The organism is Bradyrhizobium sp. CCBAU 11386, assembly GCF_028128955.1.
Classification (GTDB): domain Bacteria; phylum Pseudomonadota; class Alphaproteobacteria; order Rhizobiales; family Xanthobacteraceae; genus Bradyrhizobium.
The window spans coordinates 77,097-98,251 of record NZ_LBKA01000251.1; the positions used below are offsets into that span (position 1 = coordinate 77,097).

The 21,155-nt window shown below is 64.8% G+C and carries 16 protein-coding genes; 4 read left to right on the top strand and 12 right to left on the bottom strand.

Features of this window, described 5'->3' with window-relative positions:
* Positions 1 to 226 precede the first annotated feature (226 nt).
* From XI09_RS33325 to XI09_RS33340, 4 genes are read right to left on the bottom strand one after another with little or no spacing between them, the layout of a single operon-like run.
* Complete coding sequence (locus tag XI09_RS33325; protein WP_271570640.1) at positions 227 to 2,197, bottom strand: MacB family efflux pump subunit; 1,971 nt, start codon at positions 2,195 to 2,197, stop codon at positions 227 to 229.
* A gap of 1 nt (position 2,198) precedes the next feature.
* A complete protein-coding gene (locus XI09_RS33330; protein WP_271570641.1) occupies positions 2,199 to 3,515 on the bottom strand; it encodes an efflux RND transporter periplasmic adaptor subunit in 1,317 nt (438 codons plus the stop codon).
* A gap of 43 nt (positions 3,516 to 3,558) precedes the next feature.
* Complete coding sequence (locus XI09_RS33335) at positions 3,559 to 5,013, bottom strand: efflux transporter outer membrane subunit (protein WP_442869635.1); 1,455 nt, start codon at positions 5,011 to 5,013, stop codon at positions 3,559 to 3,561.
* A 52-nt stretch (positions 5,014 to 5,065) separates the two neighbouring features.
* A complete protein-coding gene (locus tag XI09_RS33340; RefSeq protein WP_271570642.1) occupies positions 5,066 to 5,944 on the bottom strand; it encodes a DUF3313 domain-containing protein in 879 nt (292 codons plus the stop codon).
* A gap of 439 nt (positions 5,945 to 6,383) precedes the next feature.
* Between XI09_RS33340 and XI09_RS33345 the strand changes: the two genes are divergently transcribed.
* Complete coding sequence (locus XI09_RS33345) at positions 6,384 to 7,742, top strand: ATP-binding protein (protein WP_271570643.1); 1,359 nt, start codon at positions 6,384 to 6,386, stop codon at positions 7,740 to 7,742.
* Here the strand turns inward: XI09_RS33345 and XI09_RS33350 are convergent, their stop codons facing one another.
* The 3 genes from XI09_RS33350 to XI09_RS33360 are packed head-to-tail and all read right to left on the bottom strand — an operon-like array spanning position 7,743 to position 13,520.
* Positions 7,743 to 10,787 (bottom strand): efflux RND transporter permease subunit, encoded by a 3,045-nt coding sequence (locus XI09_RS33350; protein ID WP_271570644.1) that lies wholly within the window; start codon positions 10,785 to 10,787, stop codon positions 7,743 to 7,745.
* 34 nt (positions 10,788 to 10,821) lie between these two features.
* Positions 10,822 to 11,937, bottom strand: a complete 1,116-nt coding sequence (locus XI09_RS33355) for an efflux RND transporter periplasmic adaptor subunit (RefSeq protein ID WP_271570645.1) — start codon at positions 11,935 to 11,937, stop codon at positions 10,822 to 10,824.
* Positions 11,934 to 13,520 carry an efflux transporter outer membrane subunit gene (locus XI09_RS33360; protein WP_271570646.1) on the bottom strand — a complete coding sequence of 529 codons (1,587 nt, stop codon included), beginning with the start codon at positions 13,518 to 13,520 and terminating at the stop codon, positions 11,934 to 11,936. Before XI09_RS33360 ends, XI09_RS33355 begins: the two co-directional genes overlap by 4 nt.
* An 84-nt stretch (positions 13,521 to 13,604) precedes the next feature.
* Here XI09_RS33360 and XI09_RS33365 point away from each other — a divergent pair, with 84 nt between their 5' ends.
* Positions 13,605 to 14,336, top strand: a complete 732-nt coding sequence (locus XI09_RS33365) for a TetR/AcrR family transcriptional regulator (RefSeq protein WP_271570647.1) — start codon at positions 13,605 to 13,607, stop codon at positions 14,334 to 14,336.
* A 54-nt stretch (positions 14,337 to 14,390) separates the two neighbouring features.
* On the opposite strand, the gene XI09_RS33370 is transcribed toward XI09_RS33365, so the two are convergent.
* A complete protein-coding gene (locus tag XI09_RS33370) occupies positions 14,391 to 14,522 on the bottom strand; it encodes a hypothetical protein (protein ID WP_271570648.1) in 132 nt (43 codons plus the stop codon).
* A gap of 168 nt (positions 14,523 to 14,690) precedes the next feature.
* On the opposite strand from XI09_RS33370, the gene XI09_RS33375 reads away from it, so the two are divergent.
* Both XI09_RS33375 and XI09_RS33380 read left to right on the top strand, forming a co-directional pair.
* On the top strand, positions 14,691 to 15,734 hold the full coding sequence (locus XI09_RS33375; RefSeq protein WP_333939151.1) for a response regulator: 1,044 nt from the start codon (positions 14,691 to 14,693) through the stop codon (positions 15,732 to 15,734).
* A 58-nt stretch (positions 15,735 to 15,792) separates the two neighbouring features.
* Positions 15,793 to 17,187, top strand: coding sequence for a sensor histidine kinase (locus tag XI09_RS33380; RefSeq protein WP_271570649.1), 1,395 nt, complete (start codon positions 15,793 to 15,795; stop codon positions 17,185 to 17,187).
* Between the two features lie 13 nt (positions 17,188 to 17,200).
* Here the strand turns inward: XI09_RS33380 and XI09_RS33385 are convergent, their stop codons facing one another.
* The 4 genes from XI09_RS33385 to XI09_RS33400 form a co-directional block, all read right to left on the bottom strand.
* On the bottom strand, positions 17,201 to 17,929 hold the full coding sequence (locus XI09_RS33385; RefSeq protein WP_271570650.1) for a response regulator transcription factor: 729 nt from the start codon (positions 17,927 to 17,929) through the stop codon (positions 17,201 to 17,203).
* A 167-nt stretch (positions 17,930 to 18,096) separates the two neighbouring features.
* Entirely contained in the window at positions 18,097 to 18,594 is a 498-nt protein-coding gene (locus tag XI09_RS33390; protein ID WP_271570651.1) for a hypothetical protein, read from the bottom strand.
* A gap of 253 nt (positions 18,595 to 18,847) precedes the next feature.
* The gene (locus tag XI09_RS33395) at positions 18,848 to 20,173 is read right to left on the bottom strand and encodes an MFS transporter (RefSeq protein WP_271570652.1); all 1,326 of its coding nucleotides are present in this window, start codon (positions 20,171 to 20,173) and stop codon (positions 18,848 to 18,850) included.
* Positions 20,174 to 20,292: 119 nt separating this feature from the next.
* Positions 20,293 to 21,141: a fumarylacetoacetate hydrolase family protein gene (locus XI09_RS33400; RefSeq protein WP_271570653.1), complete on the bottom strand. Its 849-nt coding sequence runs from the start codon at positions 21,139 to 21,141 to the stop codon at positions 20,293 to 20,295.
* Between the last annotated feature and the right edge of the window lie 14 nt (positions 21,142 to 21,155).

The window sequence follows — 21,155 nt, forward strand, 5'->3', positions numbered from 1 at the left end:
TCGTCGAGATCAGGGTTGACGGAAACGCTGGGCTCCCGCGCGCGGCGCAGGCAGGTGGGGATGTGTGGCGGAACGATCGGCGACGGATCACCGGATATGGTGGCCGCGACCGGCCTCGAGCCCGGGATTCGCCGATCCAAAGACATGCTCAAGCAATTGATTTTTCTTAATTTTCCCCAGGGAGCCAGAATACGATCGTCGCAGATCAACGGGTCATAGGCTGGAGCTACTCGCGCGACAACGCCGCCACGGGATCGAGCCGCGACGCGTTGCGTGCTGGCATGTAACCAAATGCCACGCCTATCACGGTCGAGAACGCCACCGCGATGACAATCGCCGTCGTCGAGTAGATTAGCCTGAAGCCAACATCGAAGGCGTTGAAGATGGCGCCGAAGCCCAGCGCAGAGCCGATCCCGAGCGCGCCACCGATCAAGCAGACCAGCACCGCCTCGATCAGGAATTGCTGGAGGATGTCGGACTGACGCGCGCCAACCGCCATGCGCACGCCGATCTCGGCGATGCGTTCGGAGACGGACACCAGCATGATGTTCATCACGCCGATGCCGCCGACGATCAGCGATATCACGGCGATGGCGGCGACCAGCAGCGTCAGGATCTGGGCGGTGCTCTGGATGGTCCGGCGGATCTCGTCGGTATTGAGAATGAAGAAGTCCTTGGTCCGGTGACGCTCCGTCAGGAGGCGAGTGACCGCCTGCTCGGCGACACTTGTCGACATCGTGTCGTTGATCCGGATGCTGATGCTGCGCAAGGACGGATCGCCGAGAAAACGCGCCTGCACCGTGGTGTAGGGCAGATAGACGGTGGGATTGGCGCTGGACCCAAATCCACTCTGCTGCTGGCGGGTGACGCCGACGATGCGGCACGGCACCTTTCCGACGAGAATGACCCTCCCGACCGGGCTCGCGGTGCGATCGGGAAACAGCGCCTTGCGCGCGTTGTCGTCGATCACCGCGTCCTGGGCATAGCTGCGCACGCTGTCCGCGTCGAAGAAGCTGCCCTCGGCCAGCTGCGTGCCCTTGACCTGAAAGTAATATTCTCCGACGCCGCTGACCTGTGCGCTGGCCTCGGTCGCGGCGAAGCGCAGCGTGGTCGACGTGGACACCGTCGGCGAGACCGCGGCGACATAGGATTCCTGCCCCAGCGCACGCGCATCCGCCAGCACCAGCGTCTTGATCTTGGCCGAACGGGTGTCGCCGAAGTCCTTGCCCGGAAATATCTCCAGCGTATTGGTGCCGAGGCTGTTGATGTTGGCGAGCACCCGCTCCTGCGAACCCGAACCGAGCGCCACGACGCAAACCACGGACGCCACGCCGATGATGATGCCCAGCATGGTCAGGAATGCCCTGAGCCGATGTGCATTCATGGACAACAGCGCCATGCGCATCGTTTCCTGGAAACGACCCAGCGTCGCCCGCCAGCCCGACGGCGACGCTGGCGCCGCCTCCTCCGTCGTCGGCGCATGAGCCGTGGCAACGGCGGCACGATCGCCCGGATTGGGCTGATCCGAGCACACCTTGCCATCGCGCAGCTCGATGATGCGCCGGGCGCGCCGGGCCACCGCCATGTCGTGGGTAACGATGATCACGGTGCGGCCTTCGGCGTGGATCTCGTCCAGGATGCGCAACACCTCTTCGCCGCTGCGGCTGTCGAGCGCGCCGGTCGGCTCGTCGGCGAGAATTACGTTGGCATCATTGATCAGAGCCCGCGCGATCGAGACGCGCTGCTGCTGGCCGCCCGAGAGCTGCCCCGGGGTGTGCTGGAGCCGGTTCACCATGCCGAGACGGCCGAGCAGGTCTGATGCCCGGTCCCGCCGGTCGGAGGCGCTGCGGCCGGCATAGATCGCCGGCATCTCCACATTGCCGACCGCGGTGAGCTCGGCAAGCAGATGATAGCGCTGGAAGATGAAGCCGAAATGCTCCCGCCGCAGCGCGGCGAGCTCGTCCATGTCGAGCGAGCCGACGTCGCGGCCGGCGATGCGGTAATGCCCGGAGGTCGGACGGTCGAGGCAGCCGAGGATGTTCATCAGCGTCGACTTGCCCGACCCGGACGCACCGACGATCGCGACCATCTCGCCAGCGGCGATCCGGATATCGACGCTGTCGAGCGCCACCACGGTGGATTCGCCCGAGACATAGGCGCGGCTGACCGCGTCGAGAACGATCAAGGGCTCGGCCATGTCACATCCCCGGCTGCGGCGGAAGAGCCGACTTGGCCTGCGACACATCGTTGCTGCCGATCACCACGCGCTCGCCGGCGGAAAGCCCACTGCGGATCTCGGTCAGGATCTTGTTGCTGAGGCCGACCTTCACCATGCGGGTGACGACGGTGCCCGACGGCTCGACCACCCTCACCCTGGCGGTGCCGTCCGCGGATGTCTCGCCAAGCGCGGCAACCGGAACGGTCAGGACGTTATGTGCTTCCCCGAGCAGGATATGCACCTCCGCGGTCATGTAGGTCCGCAGATCGCCTTCGGGGTTCGGCACCTTGAAGATGCCGTTGTAGTAGATCGCCGACGAGGTGGACGACGAGGACGAGCTGCTGCTCGAGGACGTCGTGGTCGTCGAGGTAAAGCTGCTGTCGGTCTTGATCGATTCCGGCGCAGGCTCGATGGATTCGAGCTGCGCCTCGTAGCGGCGTGCCGGATCACCGAGGATGGTGAAATAGACCTTCTGGCCGGGCCGGCACCGCACCACATCGGCTTCGGAGATCTCCGCGCGGACCGTCATGGTGTCGAGCCGGCCAAGCACGACGATGGTCGGTGCCGACTGCACCGAATTCACGGTCTGGCCTTCCTGGGTCACGATGGAGAGCACCGTACCGTCGATCGGCGCGACGATGCGGGTGTAGTCGAGATTGATCCGCGCGGTCTCGACCGCGACCTCGGCCTCGATGATCTGGGCGTCGAGCTGGGCGATCTGGGCCTTGGTGGTCTTGACGGTGGCTTCGGCGGAATCATAGTCGGCGCGCGAAGACGCCTTCTGGGCCAGCGTGGTCTGCTGGCGCGCGAAATTCGCTTCGGCAAGCGCCAGGCTCGCCTCCTTTTCCGCGCGCTGGGCGCGGGTGTTCTGAAGCGCCGCCTGGTTGGTCCGCAGCGTGTTCTGCTGGGTCAGGGAATCGATCTCGGCAATCAGATCTCCCGCCTTCACCGTCTGGCCGAGCACAACCTTCAGCGACACCAGACGGCCCGAGGCTTGCGCGCCGAGCGCCACCAGCTTGACCGGCTTCAGCGTGCCGGTCGCCAGCACGGTCTGCTCGACGTCGCCCAGCGTGACGGGCGCCGTCGTCAGGTCTGCGTTCGACGATGGAAGGATCACGACCTTTGCGCCCCAGCCCACCAACGCCAGCAGCAGGATGGCCGCCAGGATGCGCACGCGCCGCGAAAATGATCTCTGGCGCGGCGGTGCGCTCGGCTGCGGCGCATGGCTCGTCGGTCGCGGCGTTGCGTCCGTCCGCGGAATACGTTCCCGCCCCTTGATTTCCACCACATCGTTCATGATCGCTCCGATCGATGCCGTCGTGTCCGATTGCGCGTCTGCATCATTGTCCCGCGGCCAGATGTGGCCCCATTTCGGCGTCGACGACCTCCGGCTTGCTGCTGTCGATCGCGCCATCCCAGCCGCCGCCGAGCGCCTTGCCCAGCGCGACGTAGTCCCGCGCCAGATTGGCCCGGCTCTCCAGCAACGAGTCTTCTGCGGAGAATTGCGAACGCTCGGCGTCGAGCACGTCGAGGAAGCTGCTCGACCCGCTCTCGTAGAGCGAGCGCGACAACCGGGCGGCCTCGCCGTAGCGCGAGGCGGATTCGGACAGGCTGCGGATCCTGATCCGCTCCTGGGCGAGCGAGACGATGGCGTTCTCGACATCCTCCAGCGCCGTCATGACGGCGCTGCGCCAGGCGACGTGGTACTCGTCGCGCTGGGCCTGCGCCACCTCGACGGCGGCGCGCAGCTTGCCGCCGTCGAAGATCGGCACGCTCAGCGACGGGCCGACCGACCAGCCGATCGTCGAATTCTTGCCGAGATCTCCGAGCTTGAGCGCAGTCGTCGAGACCGATCCGTTCAGGCTCACATCGGGATAGAGGGCGGCTTCGGCCTGTCCGATCTTGGCGGTGTATTGCGCGAGCTGCCGTTCGGCCTTGCGCACGTCCGGCCGCAACGTCAGCAGGTCCGCCGGAATGCCCTTCGGCAACGGCAGGCGCGGCGCCGGTATCGGCACCACACGCGCCATGCGCGAAACCAGCGCCGTGGGATCGCGCCCGAGCAGCACGCCGAGCCGGTGCACCGCCTCCCTGTAGGAGGCCTCGTGGGTCGGAACATTGGCCTCGGTGCTGGCGGCCTGCGCGACGGCCTTGGCGTTGTCGACGGCGGACGCCGAGCCCGCGTCGAGCTTCTTCTGGGTCAACGCTGCCGTTGCGCGCTGCGAGGCCGCCGTGCGCCGTGCCAGCGCCGCACGGGCCTGATAGCCCCGGGCCTGGATGTAATTGGAGGCGACATCGCCGATCAGGGTCAGCAAGGTCGCGCGCAGGTCGTCTTCCGATGCCTGCACATTGTAGGTCGCGCTTTCCACGGCGCGGCGGTTCGCGCCGAACAGATCGAGCTCCCAGGATGAATCGAAGCCGGCCTGGAACTGATTGTAGGTGGTGGCGCCGGTGCCCTCCGTCGCAACGCCGGCGCTGGTGCGGTTCGCGGTCGCGGAGCCGGATCCCGATATCTGCGGAAACAGCGCACCGATCGACTGGCGCTGCAGTGCGCGCGCCTCGCGGATGCGCGCTTTTGCGGCTGCGACGTCCAGATTGCCCTGCACGGCCTCCTCGATCAGTTCGTTCAGTAGCGGATCTTTGAGACGCAGCCACCATTGTGCGAGCTGCACGGGGCTCTGTCGCGGCCGCTTGCCAGCATCGTCGCTCCAATGCGTCGGCAGCGCGATCGTCGGGCTCATATGATCCGGCCCCACGGCGCAACCGGCGAGCATCGACATGACAAGCGGAAGCGTCATCAAACCAGCCGTTCTGACAATGGCCTTCATCATGCCCCGATCGATCGATCGCTCATTGGCTGCTCGCCGGCGCGCCCTTGTCGGACCACTCCGGCGGCGCGCCCAGACCTCTCGCGACCATCCCGACCACGCCTGGGTCGCGGCCGAACGCCTCGCAGGCTTCGTATTTCGGCCTGCCGCCCAATGACGAGCCGATCCCGTCGAACGACGGCAGGCTCGGTGCCTTTCCGAACGGCGACTCTCCGGTGACCAGCAGCCGGCTGAAATCCCCGGCGAACGCACCGGCGAGGTCATAGGCGTCGCCGGCACTCGAGACGGTCGGCGAATTCGTGAAGGAGTTGGCGCCGCGCGCCCAGATCATTGCGGCCTGCTGCCGGCCGGTGCGGTCCTGCGCCTCGGCTTCCAAGGACAACGTGCCGAGCCCGATCGGCAGACGCGGTATCGGCGCCGGCACGCCCAGTGCGGCGGGCACCACCGACACCACCTTCGAGGCGCCGGCGGCTACCTCGTTCGTCGGCGCAGCCTGCGTCACCAGAACACGGGTCGTAAGGTCTGCCGGTTGGTCCGGACCGACCACCCGAAACCGTTCGCTGAGGCCGATACACAATGCGCGGTTCACGGCATTGGCCACCAGAGTGCGCTGCTCCTGCGACAGCGTCGGCGATGCCGCTTTCGAGAACGCCGCCGGCATGAGCCGCACGGTCCTGGCCGCCAGCACATCATCTTTGCTGACGCGCACCAGCGATTTCGCCAGCACGCCGTCAGACGGCGCCATATCGTCGTAAGACGACAGCGAGCCGCCCCTGGTCAGCGGTGCATTGGCGCAGCCCGATAGCGATACGGCTGCCAGAAGAACGAGAACCGGGCGCGGGCGCGGCACGCGTCCATGCGATGCGCCAGCCGGGCGCAGACATTCGACATCCGCGATCATCAGCGCACCAGCCCTGCCGGAGCAACCAACAATCGCGCAGTCGGCATCGGCCGCAGCGCCGGCGCGTGATCGACCGGCTCGTAAAGCCGCCGCGGACGATTCACGCCCGCGACGGGCCGACTGAAGCTGAAAACCCACGCGACCGCCATAACATCCTCGGATATCCGAGCGGCACGATAGGATGGGGGCGAATGACCTTGGATTAAGAGATATTACAAAAGATTACGGCGGCGAAACGCGCATTGTGCGGGTTCGCCCCGTGGTTCACGGCTTTCGCGCGTCATTCATCAAATGAAACACTTCGCGCCCTGCTCATCTGCGATGAATCTCCTACGGTGTTGCGATGCCACCTCCTCTCGACACCGCACGCTCCCCCGCCCACAACATTCGCACAGATTCCCCGTCACGCCTCCCCGCGTCGAACGTCGGAAAGCGCCTGATGACGTTTGTCCAGCGGCTGCTGCCGCAAAACATCACGACCCAGATTACCGGCCTTGTCGCCGTCTCGGTGTCGCTGGGAATCACGCTTCTGGCGGCGATCCTCTGGTTCCTCTACGATCCGCCCGCGCGCGACGACAGCCCGATCTATGCTGCCGCGCGTATCACCGAGATCACGCGGATCGTGCGCGCCGCAAAAGGGGCGGCGGAGATCGACGCGATACTGAATGCGATCGGGCGCAGCGGCCTCCAGGTCAGGCGCATCAACCTCGCCGATCTCGCGCCGGGCAGGACCGACGCCTTGTCGGCCCGTCTCGCGACGCATCCGCTCGAGACGCGCCGCGACATCGAGATCCTGGACGGCGTGAGGGATCCTGCGGGTCCGCCGTCGCAGATCATCGCCCGGCTCGACGACAGTCATGGCCTGATGTTCAATCTCTCCGTCAGGACCTGGCCGATGTTCATCCCGCCCACCGCCCTGCTGTTGATCACGGTCGTGTTCTCCGCGCTCCTCATGTCCATCTATGCCGTGCGCTGGGTGGTCGCGCCGCTGGCTGCGGTCGCGAGCGCCGCGACCTCCTTCGGCCGCTCGCAACAATCCTATGACGCGTTGAGCCGGCGCGGTCCCCGCGAGATCACCCAGGTCACCGACGCCCTCAACGAGATGCGGACCCGCATCCGCTCGCTGCTGAACGACCGCACCCGCATGCTCGCGGCGATCAGCCACGACCTGCGGACGCCGCTGACGCGGCTCCGACTGCGCGCCGAGCAGATCCAGCAGGACAGTCTGCGCGCGCCGATGCTGCGCGATATCACCAAGATTGGCCGCATGCTCGACGACACGCTGGAGTATCTCCGGGACGACGCCAAGTCGGAACCGTTGACGCGTGTCGACCTCCCGAGCTTTCTACAAACGATCTGCTCGGACTTCTCCGACATGGGGCATGCGGTGACCTATGCCGGTCCGGAGCACCTCTCCTACGCCTGCCATCCCCGCGCCCTGTCGCGTGCCGTCACGAACATCGTCGAGAATGCGGTCAAGCATGCCAGCACGATCAACGTGTCGCTCGGCACCAACGCCGGCGATGCGATCGAGATCGACGTTTCAGACGACGGCCCGGGTATTCCCGTCCCTCTCCTCGACCAGGTGTTCCAGCCTTTCTTCAAGGTCGACGACGCCAGGGGCGAGAACAACAGCGGCTTCGGCCTCGGTCTCTCGATCGCACTCGAGATCACCAAGCGGCATGGCGGCCACATCGAAATGCGGCCACGGCTGCCCACGGGCCTGCAGGTGCTGATGCTGCTGCCGCCCGAGCGGTCTCGCCAAGCCACAGCAGGCGATGGACCGGCATCGCGGTGACTAGGCCGCGTCCTGACGCGCCGGACGGGCGATCAGCGCATAGGCTACGGGCACCACGAACAGCGTGAACAGCGTCCCGATCGAGAGCCCGGTCGCGATCACGAGCCCCATATTGTAGCGCGACACGGCGCCTGCGCCGCTCGCCGTGATCAGGGGCACGACTCCGAGCACCATCGCCGCCGTGGTCATCAGGATCGGCCGCAGCCGGATCGTCGCCGCCTCGATGATCGCCTCGGTGAGCTCCTTCCCGGCCGCGCGCAGCTCGTTCGCGACCTCGACCATCAGGATGCCGTGCTTGCTGACGAGCCCCATCAGGGTGAGAAGGCCGACCTGGGTGTAGATGTTGAGGCTCGCGCCTCCGACTCCGACGCTGATGAAGATCAGCGCGCCGGCGAGCGACATCGGCACCGGCACCAGGATGATGACGGGATCGAGAAAGCTGTTGAACAGCGCAGCGAGCGCCAGGAAGATGATGATCACGGCGAAAGCGAACGTGGTGACGAAGCCGCCCGATTCCTTCTCGAGCTGCCGCGATGCGCCGCCGAAATCGACCGAGTAGCCGACCGGCAACGTCTTCGCCAGCTCCTTCAGCGTCGCCAGCGCGCTTCCCATGGAGACGCCGGGCATCGCGACCCCCGAGATCGTCGCCGCATTGATCTGCTGGAAGTGGTTGCGCGACTGCGGAATGGTCTTGTTCTCGAGATGCGCCACGGTCGACAGCGGCACCATCGTATTGTCGCTGGCTCGAATGTAGTAGCCGAGCAGCTGGTCGGTGGTCAGCCTTTCGTTCTGCCGGGCCTGGGGGATCACCTTGTAGGACCGGCCGTCCAGGCTGAAATAGTCCAGATAGTTGCCGCCCAGCATGGTCGCGAGCGCACCGCCGAGATCGCTCATCTTCAGGCCGAGATCGCCGGCCTTGTCGCGGTCGAACATGACCATCGTCTGCGGCTTGTCGACTTTCAGGTCGGTGTCGAGGAAGATGAACTGGCCGCTCTTGAGCGCCTGCGCCATGAAATTCCGCGAGACCTCGTCGAGCTCGTTGAAGGATCCCGTCGTGCCGATGATGAACTGGATCGGAAGTCCGTTGCTCCCCGGGAGCGGCGAAGGCTGAAACGCGACCGACCGGGTGCCGGCGATGGTGTTGAGCAGGTTCTGGAAGTCCGGCTGGAGCGTCTTGGTGGTGAGACTGCGCTGCTCCCAGGGCTTGAGCACCCAGCCGCTGATCACCTGGGTCGAGGTGTCGATCTGGAAGACGGTAGCGGTCTCGGGCCGCTTGGCCACGAGGTCGTAGAGCTGCCGCCCGTAGAACTGCCGCTGCTGAAGGGTCGCCGAAGGAGCGGCCGTGGTCAGCGAGAGAATGACGCCCTGGTCTTCGTCCGGTGCCAGCTCGCTGGTCGAGGTCGCATAGAGCCAGGGGATGCCGGCGAGCAGCAGCAGCGCGAACACGGCCACCACGGGCTTCATGGCGAAGACCGCCTCGAGCCGGCGGCGATAGGCGCTGGAGAGCCACTCCAGCACATGATCGATCCCGCGCACCAGGCGCGCCTCCCAATTGGCCGCATCGCGTTCGGTCTTGCGCAGGAGCCAGGCGCAGTTCATCGGGGACAGCGTGAGCGCGATCACCGCCGACACCGTCACGGCGCCCGCAAGCGTGAAGGCGAACTCGGTGAACAGCGCGCCTGTCAGGCCGCCCTGGAATCCCACCGGCACGTAGACGGCGATCAAGACCACGGTCATGGCGATGATCGGGCTCGCCAGCGAACGGGCCGACTCGATGGCGGCCTCGACCGGAGGCATGCCCTCGTCGATCAGCCGATGCACGCTTTCGACCACGATGATGGCGTCGTCCACCACAAGTCCGATGGCGAGCACGAGCGCCAGCAGCGTCAGGAGATTGATGGAAAAGCCCATCAACAGCATCAGGCCGAACGTGCCGATCAGGGACAGCGGAATCGCGATGACCGGGATCAGCACCGAGCGCCAGGACCCCAGAAACAGGAAGACCACGACGATCACGATCAGCACCGCTTCCAGCAGCGAGTGGATGACCTCGTTGATCGAGGAGTTCACGAAATCCGTGGAGTCGTAGAGCACCTCACCGGAGAGGCCGTTCGGAAGCTGCGCCTTGATGTCCGGCAGCACCGCCTTCACGCCGTTGATGACGTCGAGGAGATTGGCCGTTGGCGCCGCCTGGATGCCGATATAGACGGCGGTCTTGCCGTTGAACCGCGTTTCGGTGTCGTAATCGTCATTGCCCAGCGTCACGTTCGCCACATCCCGCAACCGGATGATGGCGCCGTTGACGTTCTTGACCACCAGGTTCCGGTACTGCTCGAGCGAATGCAGGTTGGTCGATGCCGCCAGATCCACCTGCACGAGCCGGCCCTTGGTCGCGCCGAGCCCGGAGATGTAGTCGTTGCCGGAGAGCGCGGTCGAGACGTCGCTCGCCGTCAGGCCGTAGGCGGCGAGCTTGTCCGGATCGAGCCAGGCCCGCAGCGCGAACTTCTTTGCCCCCAGCAACTCGGCCGTCTGCACGCCGGAGACAGCCTGAAGACGCGGCTGCACCACGCGCGTGAGGTAGTCCGTGACCTGGTTCGGCGCCAGCACCTCGCTGGCAAAGCCGATATACATCGCGTCGATGGTCTGGCCGACCTTGAGCGTCAGGGTCGGCTGCTGCGTGCCGGTCGGAAACTGGTTGAGGACCGAATTGACCTTGGCATTGATCTCCGTCATGGCCTTGCCGGAGTCGTAGTTCAGCCGCAGATTGATCGTGATGGTGCTGGTGCCGGTGACGCTGCTCGACGTCATGTAGTCGATGCCGTTCGCCTGGGCGATGGCATTTTCCAGCGGCGTCGTGATGAAGCCGGCGATGATGTCGGAATCCGCGCCGGCATAGGCCGTCGTCACCGTGACGATGGCGTTCTGGGTCCGCGGATATTGCAGGATCGACAGCGTCGACATCGAACGCAGGCCGAGCACCAGGATCAGGGCGCTGACCACCAGCGCCAGGACCGGCCGGCGGATGAAGATATCGGTGAAACGCATCGCTAAGGCTGCCTGCTGGGACTCGTGGCCGGGTCTACTGATCGACGATATTGGGTGCGGCTTCGGCGACCGGCACATGGGAATTGTCGATCTTGACCGGGCTGCCATTGCGCAGCTTGAGCTGACCGGCAATCACCACCATCTCGCCCGGCTTGACCCCCTCGTTCACCGCGATGCGGTCGCCCTTCGGCGACCTGGCCTTGACGAACATCTGGCGTGCCGTGCCCTGCCCGTCATGGACATCATCGACGAGATAGACGAGATCACCGTAGGAATTGCTGACGATCGCGGTCAGCGGCACCGTGACGACCTGCTCGGGCTTGCCGACGGCGATCTCGACCTTGGCGAACATGCCCGGCAGCAGCCGGGCTTCGCCGTTTCGCAAGGTGGCGCGCACCTGGACGTTGCGGCTGCTCGAATCGATCTTGGCGTTGATGGCCGTGATCTGTCCGGTGAAGCGCTCGGCCGGAAACGCATCGACGGCGATCGTAACGTCCTGCCCGGTACTGATCGCCGCGAGCGCCTGCTGCGGCAGGTAGAAATCGACGTAGATCGGATCGAGGCTCTGCAGGGTGACGATGCTCGTGCCGGCGCTCAAATACTGGCCGAGATCGACGGCACGGATGCCGAGCCGGCCGGCGAACGGCGCCTTCAGCGTCTTCTGCTCGAGCAGCGCCTTCTGCTGCCCCACCAGGGCCTGGGCGTTCTTCAGATTGGCCTTGTCGCTGTCGACCGTCGCCTGGCTGACGGCGTTGAACTTGATCTGCTCCTCGTCGCGCTTCAGCACGATGGCGTAGTTCTCGGCGGTTGCTTGCAGCGAGTTCAGCTTGGCGATGTCGTCGGTTGCGACCAGCGATAGCAATGGCTGCCCGGCCGCGACGCTGTCACCGGAGGAGAACTGGATATTCTGGACGATGCCCGCGACCTGAAGCGCGAGATCGGCGCCGTTGACGGCTCGCAGCGAGCCGACGGCGCTGAAGGTCGACTGCCAGGGCGCGTTGGCGGCCACCACGGTGGACACGACCTGCGGCGGATTGGCCATGCCCCCGATCGCCTTCCTGATCATCATGTCCTTGAAGGTCTGAAAGCCGTAGAGGCCGCCGAACAGGACGGCCATCCCGCTCAGCATGATCGTCATGCGCTTGATCATCGCATCGCTTCCTGGTTTTTCTTGTCGGGACCGGCGAAGTAGCCGGGATTGGCGCGCGGCAGCGCGTCGGGGGTCTCATCCGTCCGATTCCACCAGCCGCCGCCGAGCGACTGAAACAGCGCGGCCGTATCGGTGAAGCGCGTCGCCTGCGCCTTGATGCGCGACACGCGCGCATTGAGATAGGACTGCTGGGCGTTGATGACGGTCACATAGGGGACCGCACCGGTCTTGAATTGCTCGACCGCCATCGCGAGACTGTCCGCAGTCGCCTTCTCCGCGGCCGCTTGCGCCTTCAGCGTCGCGGCGTCGTACTGGATGGCGCGCAGCGAATCCGCAACGTTCTGGAAGGCAGTCACGACCGCGCTCTTGTAGAGCGCCAGATCCTGCTCGAACGTCGCCACGTCGGCTTCCTTGGTGTGATACAGCGTCGCGCCATCGAAGATCTTCTGGCTGACGCTCGAGGCCGCGCTCCAGACGATGGTGTCGGGCGAGAACAGCCGTTCCGGACCGCTGGCTCCATAGCTGCCCGACAGCGTGAGCTGCGGCAGCAGATTCGCGATGCCGACGCCCACGGTCGCGGTCGCCTGATGCAGCGTCGCTTCGGCCTGGCGGATGTCGGGACGCTGCCGCACCAGCGTCGAGGGCAAGGACACCGGCAACCGGCCCGGCAGACGCAGATCGGCAAGCCTGACATGTTCGCCGCGGTCCTGGCTCGGCAGCCGCCCGAGATACGCCATCAACTGGTTGCGCTGCTGCGCCAGTTGCTTCTGGAGAGGCGCCAGCGTTGCTCGCGCCTGCGCCAGCGTCGCCTCCTGCGACAGCACATCCGATTTCGAGTTCGCGCCGATCTCGAACTGGTGCTGGATGCGCACGAGTTGGTCCGACTCGGCCTTGATGATCTCCTCGGTCGCGGTGATTTGATCGCGCAGCGAAGCGTCCGTGATCGCGGCGGTGACCACGTTGGCGGTCAGCGCCAGATAGGTCGCCTCGAGCTTGAACGCCTGGTAGTCCGCCTGCGCCTGAAGGGATTCGACCTGACGTCTCGTGCCGCCCCAGATGTCCAGGGCGTACGACACGCTGACCGAGGCGCCATAGAGCGTATAGTTCGAGGTCTGCCCCGGCCACTGCCCCTGCTGAGCCGTCGTCGCCTGCTCGCGCTGCGCCGATCCGTCCGCGGTCACCTGCGGAAACAGGCTCCCCTGCTGCGCCGGCGCGTTTTCCCGCGCATTGCGCAGCGCGAATTGCGCCGCCTGGACGTCGGGATGGTTGCGCACCGCCTCCTCGACGAAGGCGCTGAGCTGCTTCGATCGAAACAGCGTCCACCAGTACCCGGATATGTCGCCGCCGGAGGCGAAGCCCTGCGCGTTGCCGCCGGCAACCGGAGCGCTCGTCGTCGCCGCGAGGCGTTGCTCGCGCGTAAAACCATCGACCGCCGGGGCCGAGGGCGCGATGAAATCCGGCCCGACGGCGCAGGAAGCGAGCAAGAGACCGGGGAGAAGGATGCCGGTCCAGGCAAGCCCTCTGCCGCGCCGCTCGGCCGCAACGGAGGGCCTTCGCCGGCGTGGGTCGCGTTTGCGAGGCATAGTCGAACTAAACCGTTTAGTTTTGTTTCGTGGCCATGTATGCTGCCAGCCTCGGGGAAATGTCAAGCCGCGGAGGAACGGGTCATGGCAACTGCTGCGCAAAAGCCGCAAACACGACGGGCGCCGAATCGGATCGAGGCCAGCGAACGGCCGCGGGCAAAGGCGAAGTATCGCCAGATCCTCGACGGCACGCGCGGGCTGTTTCTCGATCTCGGCTTCGACGCGACGAGCATGGATGCGATCGCGCGCCATGCCGGCGTGTCGAAGGCGACGCTCTACGTTCATTTCGACGACAAGGACGACCTGCTGCTGGCGCTGGTGAGCGACGAGTGTCGCCGCTTCGGGCCGAAGACGTTGTGGCAGGACGACGGCGGACCGATCGACCTCAGGAAGGGGCTGCGCACGATCGCAAAGACCTTCCTCGAAGGCTTTCTCGACCACAGAGGCCTGGCGATGCACCGGCTGATCATGTCCTGCGCCTCGCGCCATCCGCGCGTGGCCGAAGTCTTCATGAAGGCCGGGCCCGAGCGCTGCGACGCCGAAGTGGCCGCATTCCTGCGCGCAGCGCAGGCGCAGCGGCTCGTCAACATCCCCGACATCAAGCTCGCAGCCACACAGTTTCTGAGCCTGATCCAGGGCAAGGTGATCCTGAAATGGGCTCTCTCCATGAATGTGCCGAGCGAAGCCGAGTGTCGCTCCCTGATCGAGGGAGGTATCGGCGTCTTCCTTGCCGCCTACCAACGCAATCCCGCCGCAGCGAAAACCACCGCCAAGCGGACCCATCAAAGTTCGGTGAAGGCGCGAACTCGGCGTTAACATCGGCGTGTGGCCGCCTGGCTCGGGAACGTGACGAAGAGCACGGCGGCGTTGCTACCGCCTGAGCCGCAGCTCCACCGCGCTGTCCGTGTAAGCGTCCAAGCCTCCGGCGACCTTCGCGAAGCGATGGCATTTGACGCCAATAATGGTCATCGTGATGCAGATGTCTTCGCCCTTGATCCCCATGTCGCCGACACCGTCATAGGTCCCTCGAATGTCCCCGTGCCGTCCGGATTGAAGGTTATCCTCGCCTGGCGACCGCCCTCCCCCGTCGCAGCCCAAGGCCTGGAATCGGCGAGGATCTTTGCGGCCTGGGCCGGACGCAGGAACTCGCGCTCCGCCTGAGCCCGCACGATGCCGCCGGACGGCCCGAGCGCCGTCACGATCGCCGCCCCCGTGCGGATCACTCGCACTAATTTGATGATTGTCGGCCGCATGTCCGGTATTCCTTGCTCAGCTTCCTGCAAGCAGTTGATCGTCACTCCTGCGCGACGATCTTTACTGCCTCGATGCGTCGGCAGGATGAGCCGCAAGTTTCGGATTATTTCATTCTGTAACGTCCGGTCGGTTGCGTTGAGGACGGCTCCTGCAAGGAGCGCGGTCAAACGGGCGGCTGTTACACATTGTTACGAGAAAACGCTTGAGACGATCGAAAAACCGAAGGATGCCTCGATCATGTCGGCTCCCCACATCCTCATCGTCGACGACGATCCGAAAATTCGCTCCGGCCTGGCCAAATTTCTCGGGCAGCAAGGCTTGCGCGTGTCGGTTGCGAGCGACGGAAGGCAGTTCCGGGAAAAGCTTGCGACCTCCAAGCTCGATCTGATCGTGCTCGACGTCATGCTGCCCGACGAGAACGGACTGTCCCTGCTGCGCCAGACACAGGCCGAGAACCCGGTGCCCGTGATACTCTTGACCGCGGTTGCCGAGGAGACCGACCGGGTGATCGGCCTGGAGCTCGGTGCGGAGGACTACATCTGCAAGCCGTTCGGTCTCCGCGAGCTCCTGGCCCGCATTCGCGTGGTCCTGAGGCGTCAATCCACCGTCGATGTCAACAAGTCCGCCAAGCAACAGACGGTGTTGGTGTTCGCCCGATGGACTCTGGACATCCGGGCGCGAACGCTGAAATCCCCGTCGGGCGCGCTGGTCGAGCTCACCTCCGGCGAATATGACCTGCTTCAGGCCTTCGTCGAGCACCCCAACCGCGTGCTCAATCGCGACCAGCTTCTGGACTTGGCGCGCGGCCGCACCTCGACGTCGGTCGATCGCACCATTGATGTCCAAGTCATGCGCCTGCGGCGCAAGCTGGAAGAGAACCCCGAGAATCCGACGCTGATCAAGACGGTGCGGAATGGCGGCTACATCTTCACACCGGTCGTCGAAAACAATGCTGCCTAAGGAACATGCCCTGAGCTGGATTCGGCGACCAGGGATTGGCCGCCGAATTGCCGCCGCCATGGTTCTCAGCCTGGTGGCCGTCCAGTCCCAAGCGATCTTCCAGGTCTGGCTGTTCTCGGAGCCGCAAATACGGATGACCGGAGCGCGATGGCTCGCAGAGCAGACAAGCAGCCTCGCCGCCGAGGTCTTCGCGCAACCGGCGCTGGATCGGGCCGCCAAGGCAACGCAATCCAGCTCGCTCCTGTCCGTGACGTGGTCGAGGGAAAAGCCGATCGACAAGTCCGACAACGGCCAGAACCCGACCTATGCCAGGCTGGGCGCGACGATCAAGGCTGCACTTGGTGACGGGATTCGGACGGTCGAGGTCTACGATGCCGGGTTTGCCGTCGCACCCGTGGTTCAAACGATCAAGACGCAGGTCGTACCGGCCTCGGTCGGCGCCTCGTTGGGCGCCTCGCCCATGGCGCCGAGCGAGCCCGAAGCGCTCGTGCCGGCCAGCCTGAGGATCGCCGTTCAGGGGAGCGATAGTTCCTGGGTCAGTGTGTCATTCGCGGAATCGGTCGGTGGTTTGAACCATGCCCTGCCCCTGCTTCCCCTGATCGGCGGCCTCCTGATCATCGCGATCATCTCTACGCTGCTGACCCGCCGGATCGTCGCGCCGCTGGACAGGCTGGTCGAGGCCGCGGACCGGATCGGCAAGACGCGCGATTTCGTCTCGGTCTCCGATCAGGGCCTGTACGAGTTCGGTGTCGTCGCCAGGGCGTTCGAGGACATGCAACGGCGCCTGTTGTCCTTCGTCAAGGAGCGCACGCAAATGCTTGCGGCGATCTCTCACGATTTCAGATCGTCGTTGATGCGAATGCGAATTGCCGCCGAACAGCTCGACGCGGAGGATGATTGCAACGCCATGATGTCCGAGATTTCGGACATGACGGCGATGGTCGACACCACCCTCGCCTTCGCAAGCGGAGAGACGACCGAGGCGACGACCCAGCCGATGGATCTGGCCGCGCTGCTGATCAGCCTGGTCGACGAAGCCACCGACAATCGCCACGATTGCAGCTATGACGGCCCCGATCATCTCGAAATCGTCGGACGCCTGATTTCGCTCAAGCGGGCTTTTCGAAACCTGATCGACAACGCCGTGAAGTACGGCGCGGTCGCGCGGGTGAAACTGACGGCAGGCGGCCAGCACATCGAGGTCGGCATCAGCGACGACGGGCCCGGCATACCCGACGACAGGACCGACGAGGCGATGGCACCTTTTCGACGGCTGGATCAGGCCAGAAGCGCCAAGATTCCCGGCACCGGATTGGGCCTCGCGATCGTGCGCGACGTCGTCCTGAGCCATGGCGGATCCATCGGGTTCAAGACCGACCGTAGCACAGGATTTACCGTGACGATTCTGCTGCCCAAACCGAACTCGCGGCCATCGGCCGTTCGCCGGTGCTGACCCGCAGACATCGTCAGGCGCCGGCGTTGGCGCCACGGATGGAGTTGACGTCGGACGTGAACTGATACCCTCCGTTGCGGATCGTGCTGATGAGGCCGCCATCGGTCTCTGCAAGCAGCTTCCGGCGCAACCGGCTGACCAGCACGTCGATTGATCTCGCCGCGTCGTCTGTCGTTCGCCGATCCATGAGATCGAGCAATTGCGATCGCGACAACTTCCGGCCGGCCCGCGCAACGAACGCAGCCAGCAAATCGAACTCGGCCGACGTAAGCCGGAGTGATGAGCCGTTGGGTCTCGTCACACGTCTTTCCTTGACGTTCAGCCGCAGTCCTGCAAACGAATAGGTATCAGCAGCTTGATGACCGCGGTCGATGATCCGCAACCTCGCCCTGATGCGGGCCACGAGCTCCTTCTCGTCTACCGGTTTTTCGATGCAATCATCCGCGCCGAGCTCGAGCCCGATGACGCGATCGATGGGATCGCCACTGCCTGTGAAAAGGATGATAGGGACAAGGACGCCCTTCTCCCGCAATCTGCGGCAGGCTTCGAGCCCACTCCCGTCGTCATTGGCAACGTCCAGAACGACCGCGTCGACCGTATTCGTCTCGAGTTCGTGGAGCGCGTTGCGTCCCCGGCCGATGGCCGTCGTTGCGAACTGATGAGCCGCAAGACAGGCGCTGATCGTCCGTCGATCCGCTGGAGAACCGGAAACGAAAAGAATATGAGGCAGTCGTCTCGACATCACATCGATTGCTGAATTGGTCGAGCAGCAACATAACGCCTCACAGGTTCCGGCTGATGAGCGGCGTGTTCACTTGTGTAACAAACGATTGCAGCCATGCCGTCTCGCTGCCGAACGCAGCATGGACCGCCTTTCGTGTCATTGCCCGGCAACTGACCGTCTGCCCGTCACTTCATGTCCTTGTTCAGCTCGATGGCGACTTGCGAGACCCAGGCGCCGGGGGCATCCATGACGAAGGACTGACGATTGCCCTTGGTCCGGATCGTCACCAGGGCCGCGACGGTGTTGCCTTCGATTCTGGCTTCGATCAGCCCGTCCTCCGCGCTGGTTCCGTGAATCTTGCCGCCCTGGCGGTATTCGCTCTCGAACCAGTTGCCCGAGAAATCCGTTCCGTTCTGCTCGATGTTGGCGGACAGGATCATCCTGTAGGCCTCGCTTGCGCACCGCAGCTCCAGCGTCAGCGAGCGGCCGGGCTTCGTGACATTGTAGGCAACCTTGCAGCGTACCCTCTCGCGCGGACCGTCGGCGGGCTTCATCGAGCCCATGCCGGACCACGAGCCGGCCAGGGCGTCCAGAGTCGCTCCCGCAGGGGATGAGATCACGGCCGCCAGCACGAGGCAGGCGGCACCAAGGCCCCTTTGCGTCACGGATAATTTTAGGGACATCGCGGCGGTCTCCGATTCCAGCGTTTGAATCGATCCTACCCGAGGTCCGCTGGTCAAACTTTGGCGAAGATATTGAGATATGTTGCAGAACGTGGCCGAACTGCGCGGCGGTCGCTGCAGGCGGCGGCTTGAACCACGACGTCGTGATCCAAACCGCGCGCCCTGGCTCGGAGAAATGACCGCCAAACGTCTGTTTCGAGATCGCACCGATGCATCGCTACCAGCAGACGGGGCCGACGCCTCGCCATTGACTTTACAAGGCGCGTTTCATGCTCTCCGGGGCCAGCAGAATGCCGATGAAGGCGCAGACCGCAATCACCTCAAAATACAGAATGACAGACGTGAAGCTGCCGCCGGCTCCCATCAAGGCGGTGCCGACCAGCGGCGCGATGCCGCCGCCCAGGATGATGCCGAGCTGCTTGCCGAGCGATGAGCCGCTGACCCGGATCCCGGTCGGAAACAGCTCTGCGGTGAAGGCGGCTTCGGGCGCGAACATCAGCGCGTGGATGATCCCGATCGAGACGACGAGGCCCAGGATCAGCAGCGTCGGATCCTTGGTCGCGACGAGCTGGAAGTAGATCGGGTACCAGGCTGCGGCAAGGAGGATGCCAAGGGCGATGAACGGGCGCCGGCCGAAGCGATCCGAATAGCTCGCGATCAGCGGTACCATGCACATCTCCAGCACGTTGGCCACCATGGTGCCGAAGGTGACGGTGGACTGCGCCATGCCCAGCGTCTTCACGGCATAGCCGAGCACGAATACCGTGCTCATGTACTGGAAGGTGCTGTGCACCATGTTGGCGAGGCAGCCGAACAACACCGATGTCTTCCACGAGCGCAGCACGTCGAGCAGCGGCGCCTTTGGCCGCGCGGCGGAGGCCTGCACCGCCTTGAACAGCATGGATTCATCGACCTGGAGGCGGATGTAGGTGCCGAGCACCACCAGCACGAGGCTGAGGACGAAGGGCACGCGCCAGATCCATTGCGCAAAATCCTGCGGCGTCGAGACGAAGCCGAGAAGAGCGATGAAGCCCGAGGCCAGGATCACGCCGATCGGACCGGAGGCGTTGACGAAGGAGGCGAAGAAGCCGCGCCTTGCCGAGGGCGCGTTTTCCAGCGTCAGCGATACCGCGTTCATGTATTCGCCGCCGAAGGCAAAGCCCTGGGCGAAGCGCAGCGCCACCAGCGCGATCGGCGCAAGCAGCCCGATCGCGTCATAGCTCGGCAGACAGCCGATCAGGAAGCTCGCGATGCCCATCAGCATGAAAGTGATCGTCAGCATCGCCTTGCGGCCGAGCCGGTCGCCGTAATGGCCGAACACCATGCCGCCGAGCGGGCGGGCGACGAAGCCGACGGCGAAGGTCGCGTAGACCGCCAGCATGCTCGCCGTCGAATCCATCCTGGGGAAGAAGAAGCGGTCGAATACCACGGGCGCGGTGAAGGCATAGATGAAGAAGTCGTAGTGCTCGATCACCGAGCCCAGCGAGGAGGCAATCACGAGCTTGCGGAACGCGGGCGTAATTGGAGCCGCCGCTGCGGCTCCGTTCGCGCCGACCATGACATCTGCACTGTTGCTCATGACGTTTCCCCTCGCTGGTCTTGTTTGTATTGTCTTCAATCAGCGGCATGCCGGCGTGCGGACGAAGCCGGATGAGCTTCGCCGCCGCCGTTGCCGGCAGCTTCCGTCGGATGGACCGTTCACCGCGCCTCGTCCACGATCGGATTGCGCAGCACGCCAAGCCGCTCGACCTCGACCTCGACGACGTCGCCCGGCTTCATCCACAGCGGCGGATTGCGCCTCGAGCCGACGCCGCCCGGCGTGCCGCTGACGATGACGTCGCCGGGTTCGAGCCGCGTGAAGGTCGAGCAATATTCGATCTGGCGCGGGATATCGAAGATCATCTGTTTGATCCGCGCTTCCTGCACGACCTCTGCGTTGAGGCGGGTCGTGAGCTTCAGCTCGGCGAGTTCGCCGAGCTCGTCCGGCGTCATCATCCACGGGCCGAACGCGCCGGTGTCCGGAAAATTCTTGCCGGGCGTGAACTGATGGGTGTGACGCTGGAAGTCGCGGACGCTGCCGTCGTTGTAGCAGGCATAGCCGGCAACATGGCCCATCGCCTCGCTGCGGGAGATGTAGCGTCCGGCCTTGCCGATGATGACGGCGAGCTCGCCTTCGAAGTCGAGATCGGTCGAGACGCGCGGCCGGATGATCGGCTTGAGATGCCCGGTCTGGCTGTTGGCATAACGTGCGAAAATCGTGGGGTGCTCGACCTCGGTGCGGCCGGTCTCCTTGCGGTGCGTCTCGTAGTTCAGCCCGACGCAGAGGATCTTGTCGGGGTTCGGAACGACCGGCAGCCAGGTGAGCTTCGCAAGCGGCGTGGCCGCAGCCTTCGACCTGGCCTCCGCAACGTCCGCGAGGGCGCCCGCGATGGCCGCCCGGAGATCGGCATAGCGTGACGCGAGAACGGTCCCGACATCGAAAAAGTTGTCGCCCTCGACGAGGCCCCAGGTCGTCCGTCCGTCGATCGCAACGGTTGCGAGCTTCATGCTGTCTTCTCCAT

Coding starts and splice junctions, on each gene's coding strand:
- XI09_RS33325 (WP_271570640.1), bottom strand. CDS start 2,197: ATGGCCGAGCCCTTGATCGTTCTCGACGCGGTCAGCCGCGCCTATGTC.
- XI09_RS33330 (WP_271570641.1), bottom strand. CDS start 3,515: ATGAACGATGTGGTGGAAATCAAGGGGCGGGAACGTATTCCGCGGACG.
- XI09_RS33335 (WP_442869635.1), bottom strand. CDS start 5,013: ATGACGCTTCCGCTTGTCATGTCGATGCTCGCCGGTTGCGCCGTGGGG.
- XI09_RS33340 (WP_271570642.1), bottom strand. CDS start 5,944: ATGATCGCGGATGTCGAATGTCTGCGCCCGGCTGGCGCATCGCATGGA.
- XI09_RS33345 (WP_271570643.1), top strand. CDS start 6,384: ATGACGTTTGTCCAGCGGCTGCTGCCGCAAAACATCACGACCCAGATT.
- XI09_RS33350 (WP_271570644.1), bottom strand. CDS start 10,787: ATGCGTTTCACCGATATCTTCATCCGCCGGCCGGTCCTGGCGCTGGTG.
- XI09_RS33355 (WP_271570645.1), bottom strand. CDS start 11,937: ATGATCAAGCGCATGACGATCATGCTGAGCGGGATGGCCGTCCTGTTC.
- XI09_RS33360 (WP_271570646.1), bottom strand. CDS start 13,520: ATGCCTCGCAAACGCGACCCACGCCGGCGAAGGCCCTCCGTTGCGGCC.
- XI09_RS33365 (WP_271570647.1), top strand. CDS start 13,605: ATGGCAACTGCTGCGCAAAAGCCGCAAACACGACGGGCGCCGAATCGG.
- XI09_RS33370 (WP_271570648.1), bottom strand. CDS start 14,522: ATGGGGATCAAGGGCGAAGACATCTGCATCACGATGACCATTATTGGC.
- XI09_RS33375 (WP_333939151.1), top strand. CDS start 14,691: ATGCCGCCGGACGGCCCGAGCGCCGTCACGATCGCCGCCCCCGTGCGG.
- XI09_RS33380 (WP_271570649.1), top strand. CDS start 15,793: ATGGTTCTCAGCCTGGTGGCCGTCCAGTCCCAAGCGATCTTCCAGGTC.
- XI09_RS33385 (WP_271570650.1), bottom strand. CDS start 17,929: ATGTCGAGACGACTGCCTCATATTCTTTTCGTTTCCGGTTCTCCAGCG.
- XI09_RS33390 (WP_271570651.1), bottom strand. CDS start 18,594: ATGTCCCTAAAATTATCCGTGACGCAAAGGGGCCTTGGTGCCGCCTGC.
- XI09_RS33395 (WP_271570652.1), bottom strand. CDS start 20,173: ATGAGCAACAGTGCAGATGTCATGGTCGGCGCGAACGGAGCCGCAGCG.
- XI09_RS33400 (WP_271570653.1), bottom strand. CDS start 21,141: ATGAAGCTCGCAACCGTTGCGATCGACGGACGGACGACCTGGGGCCTC.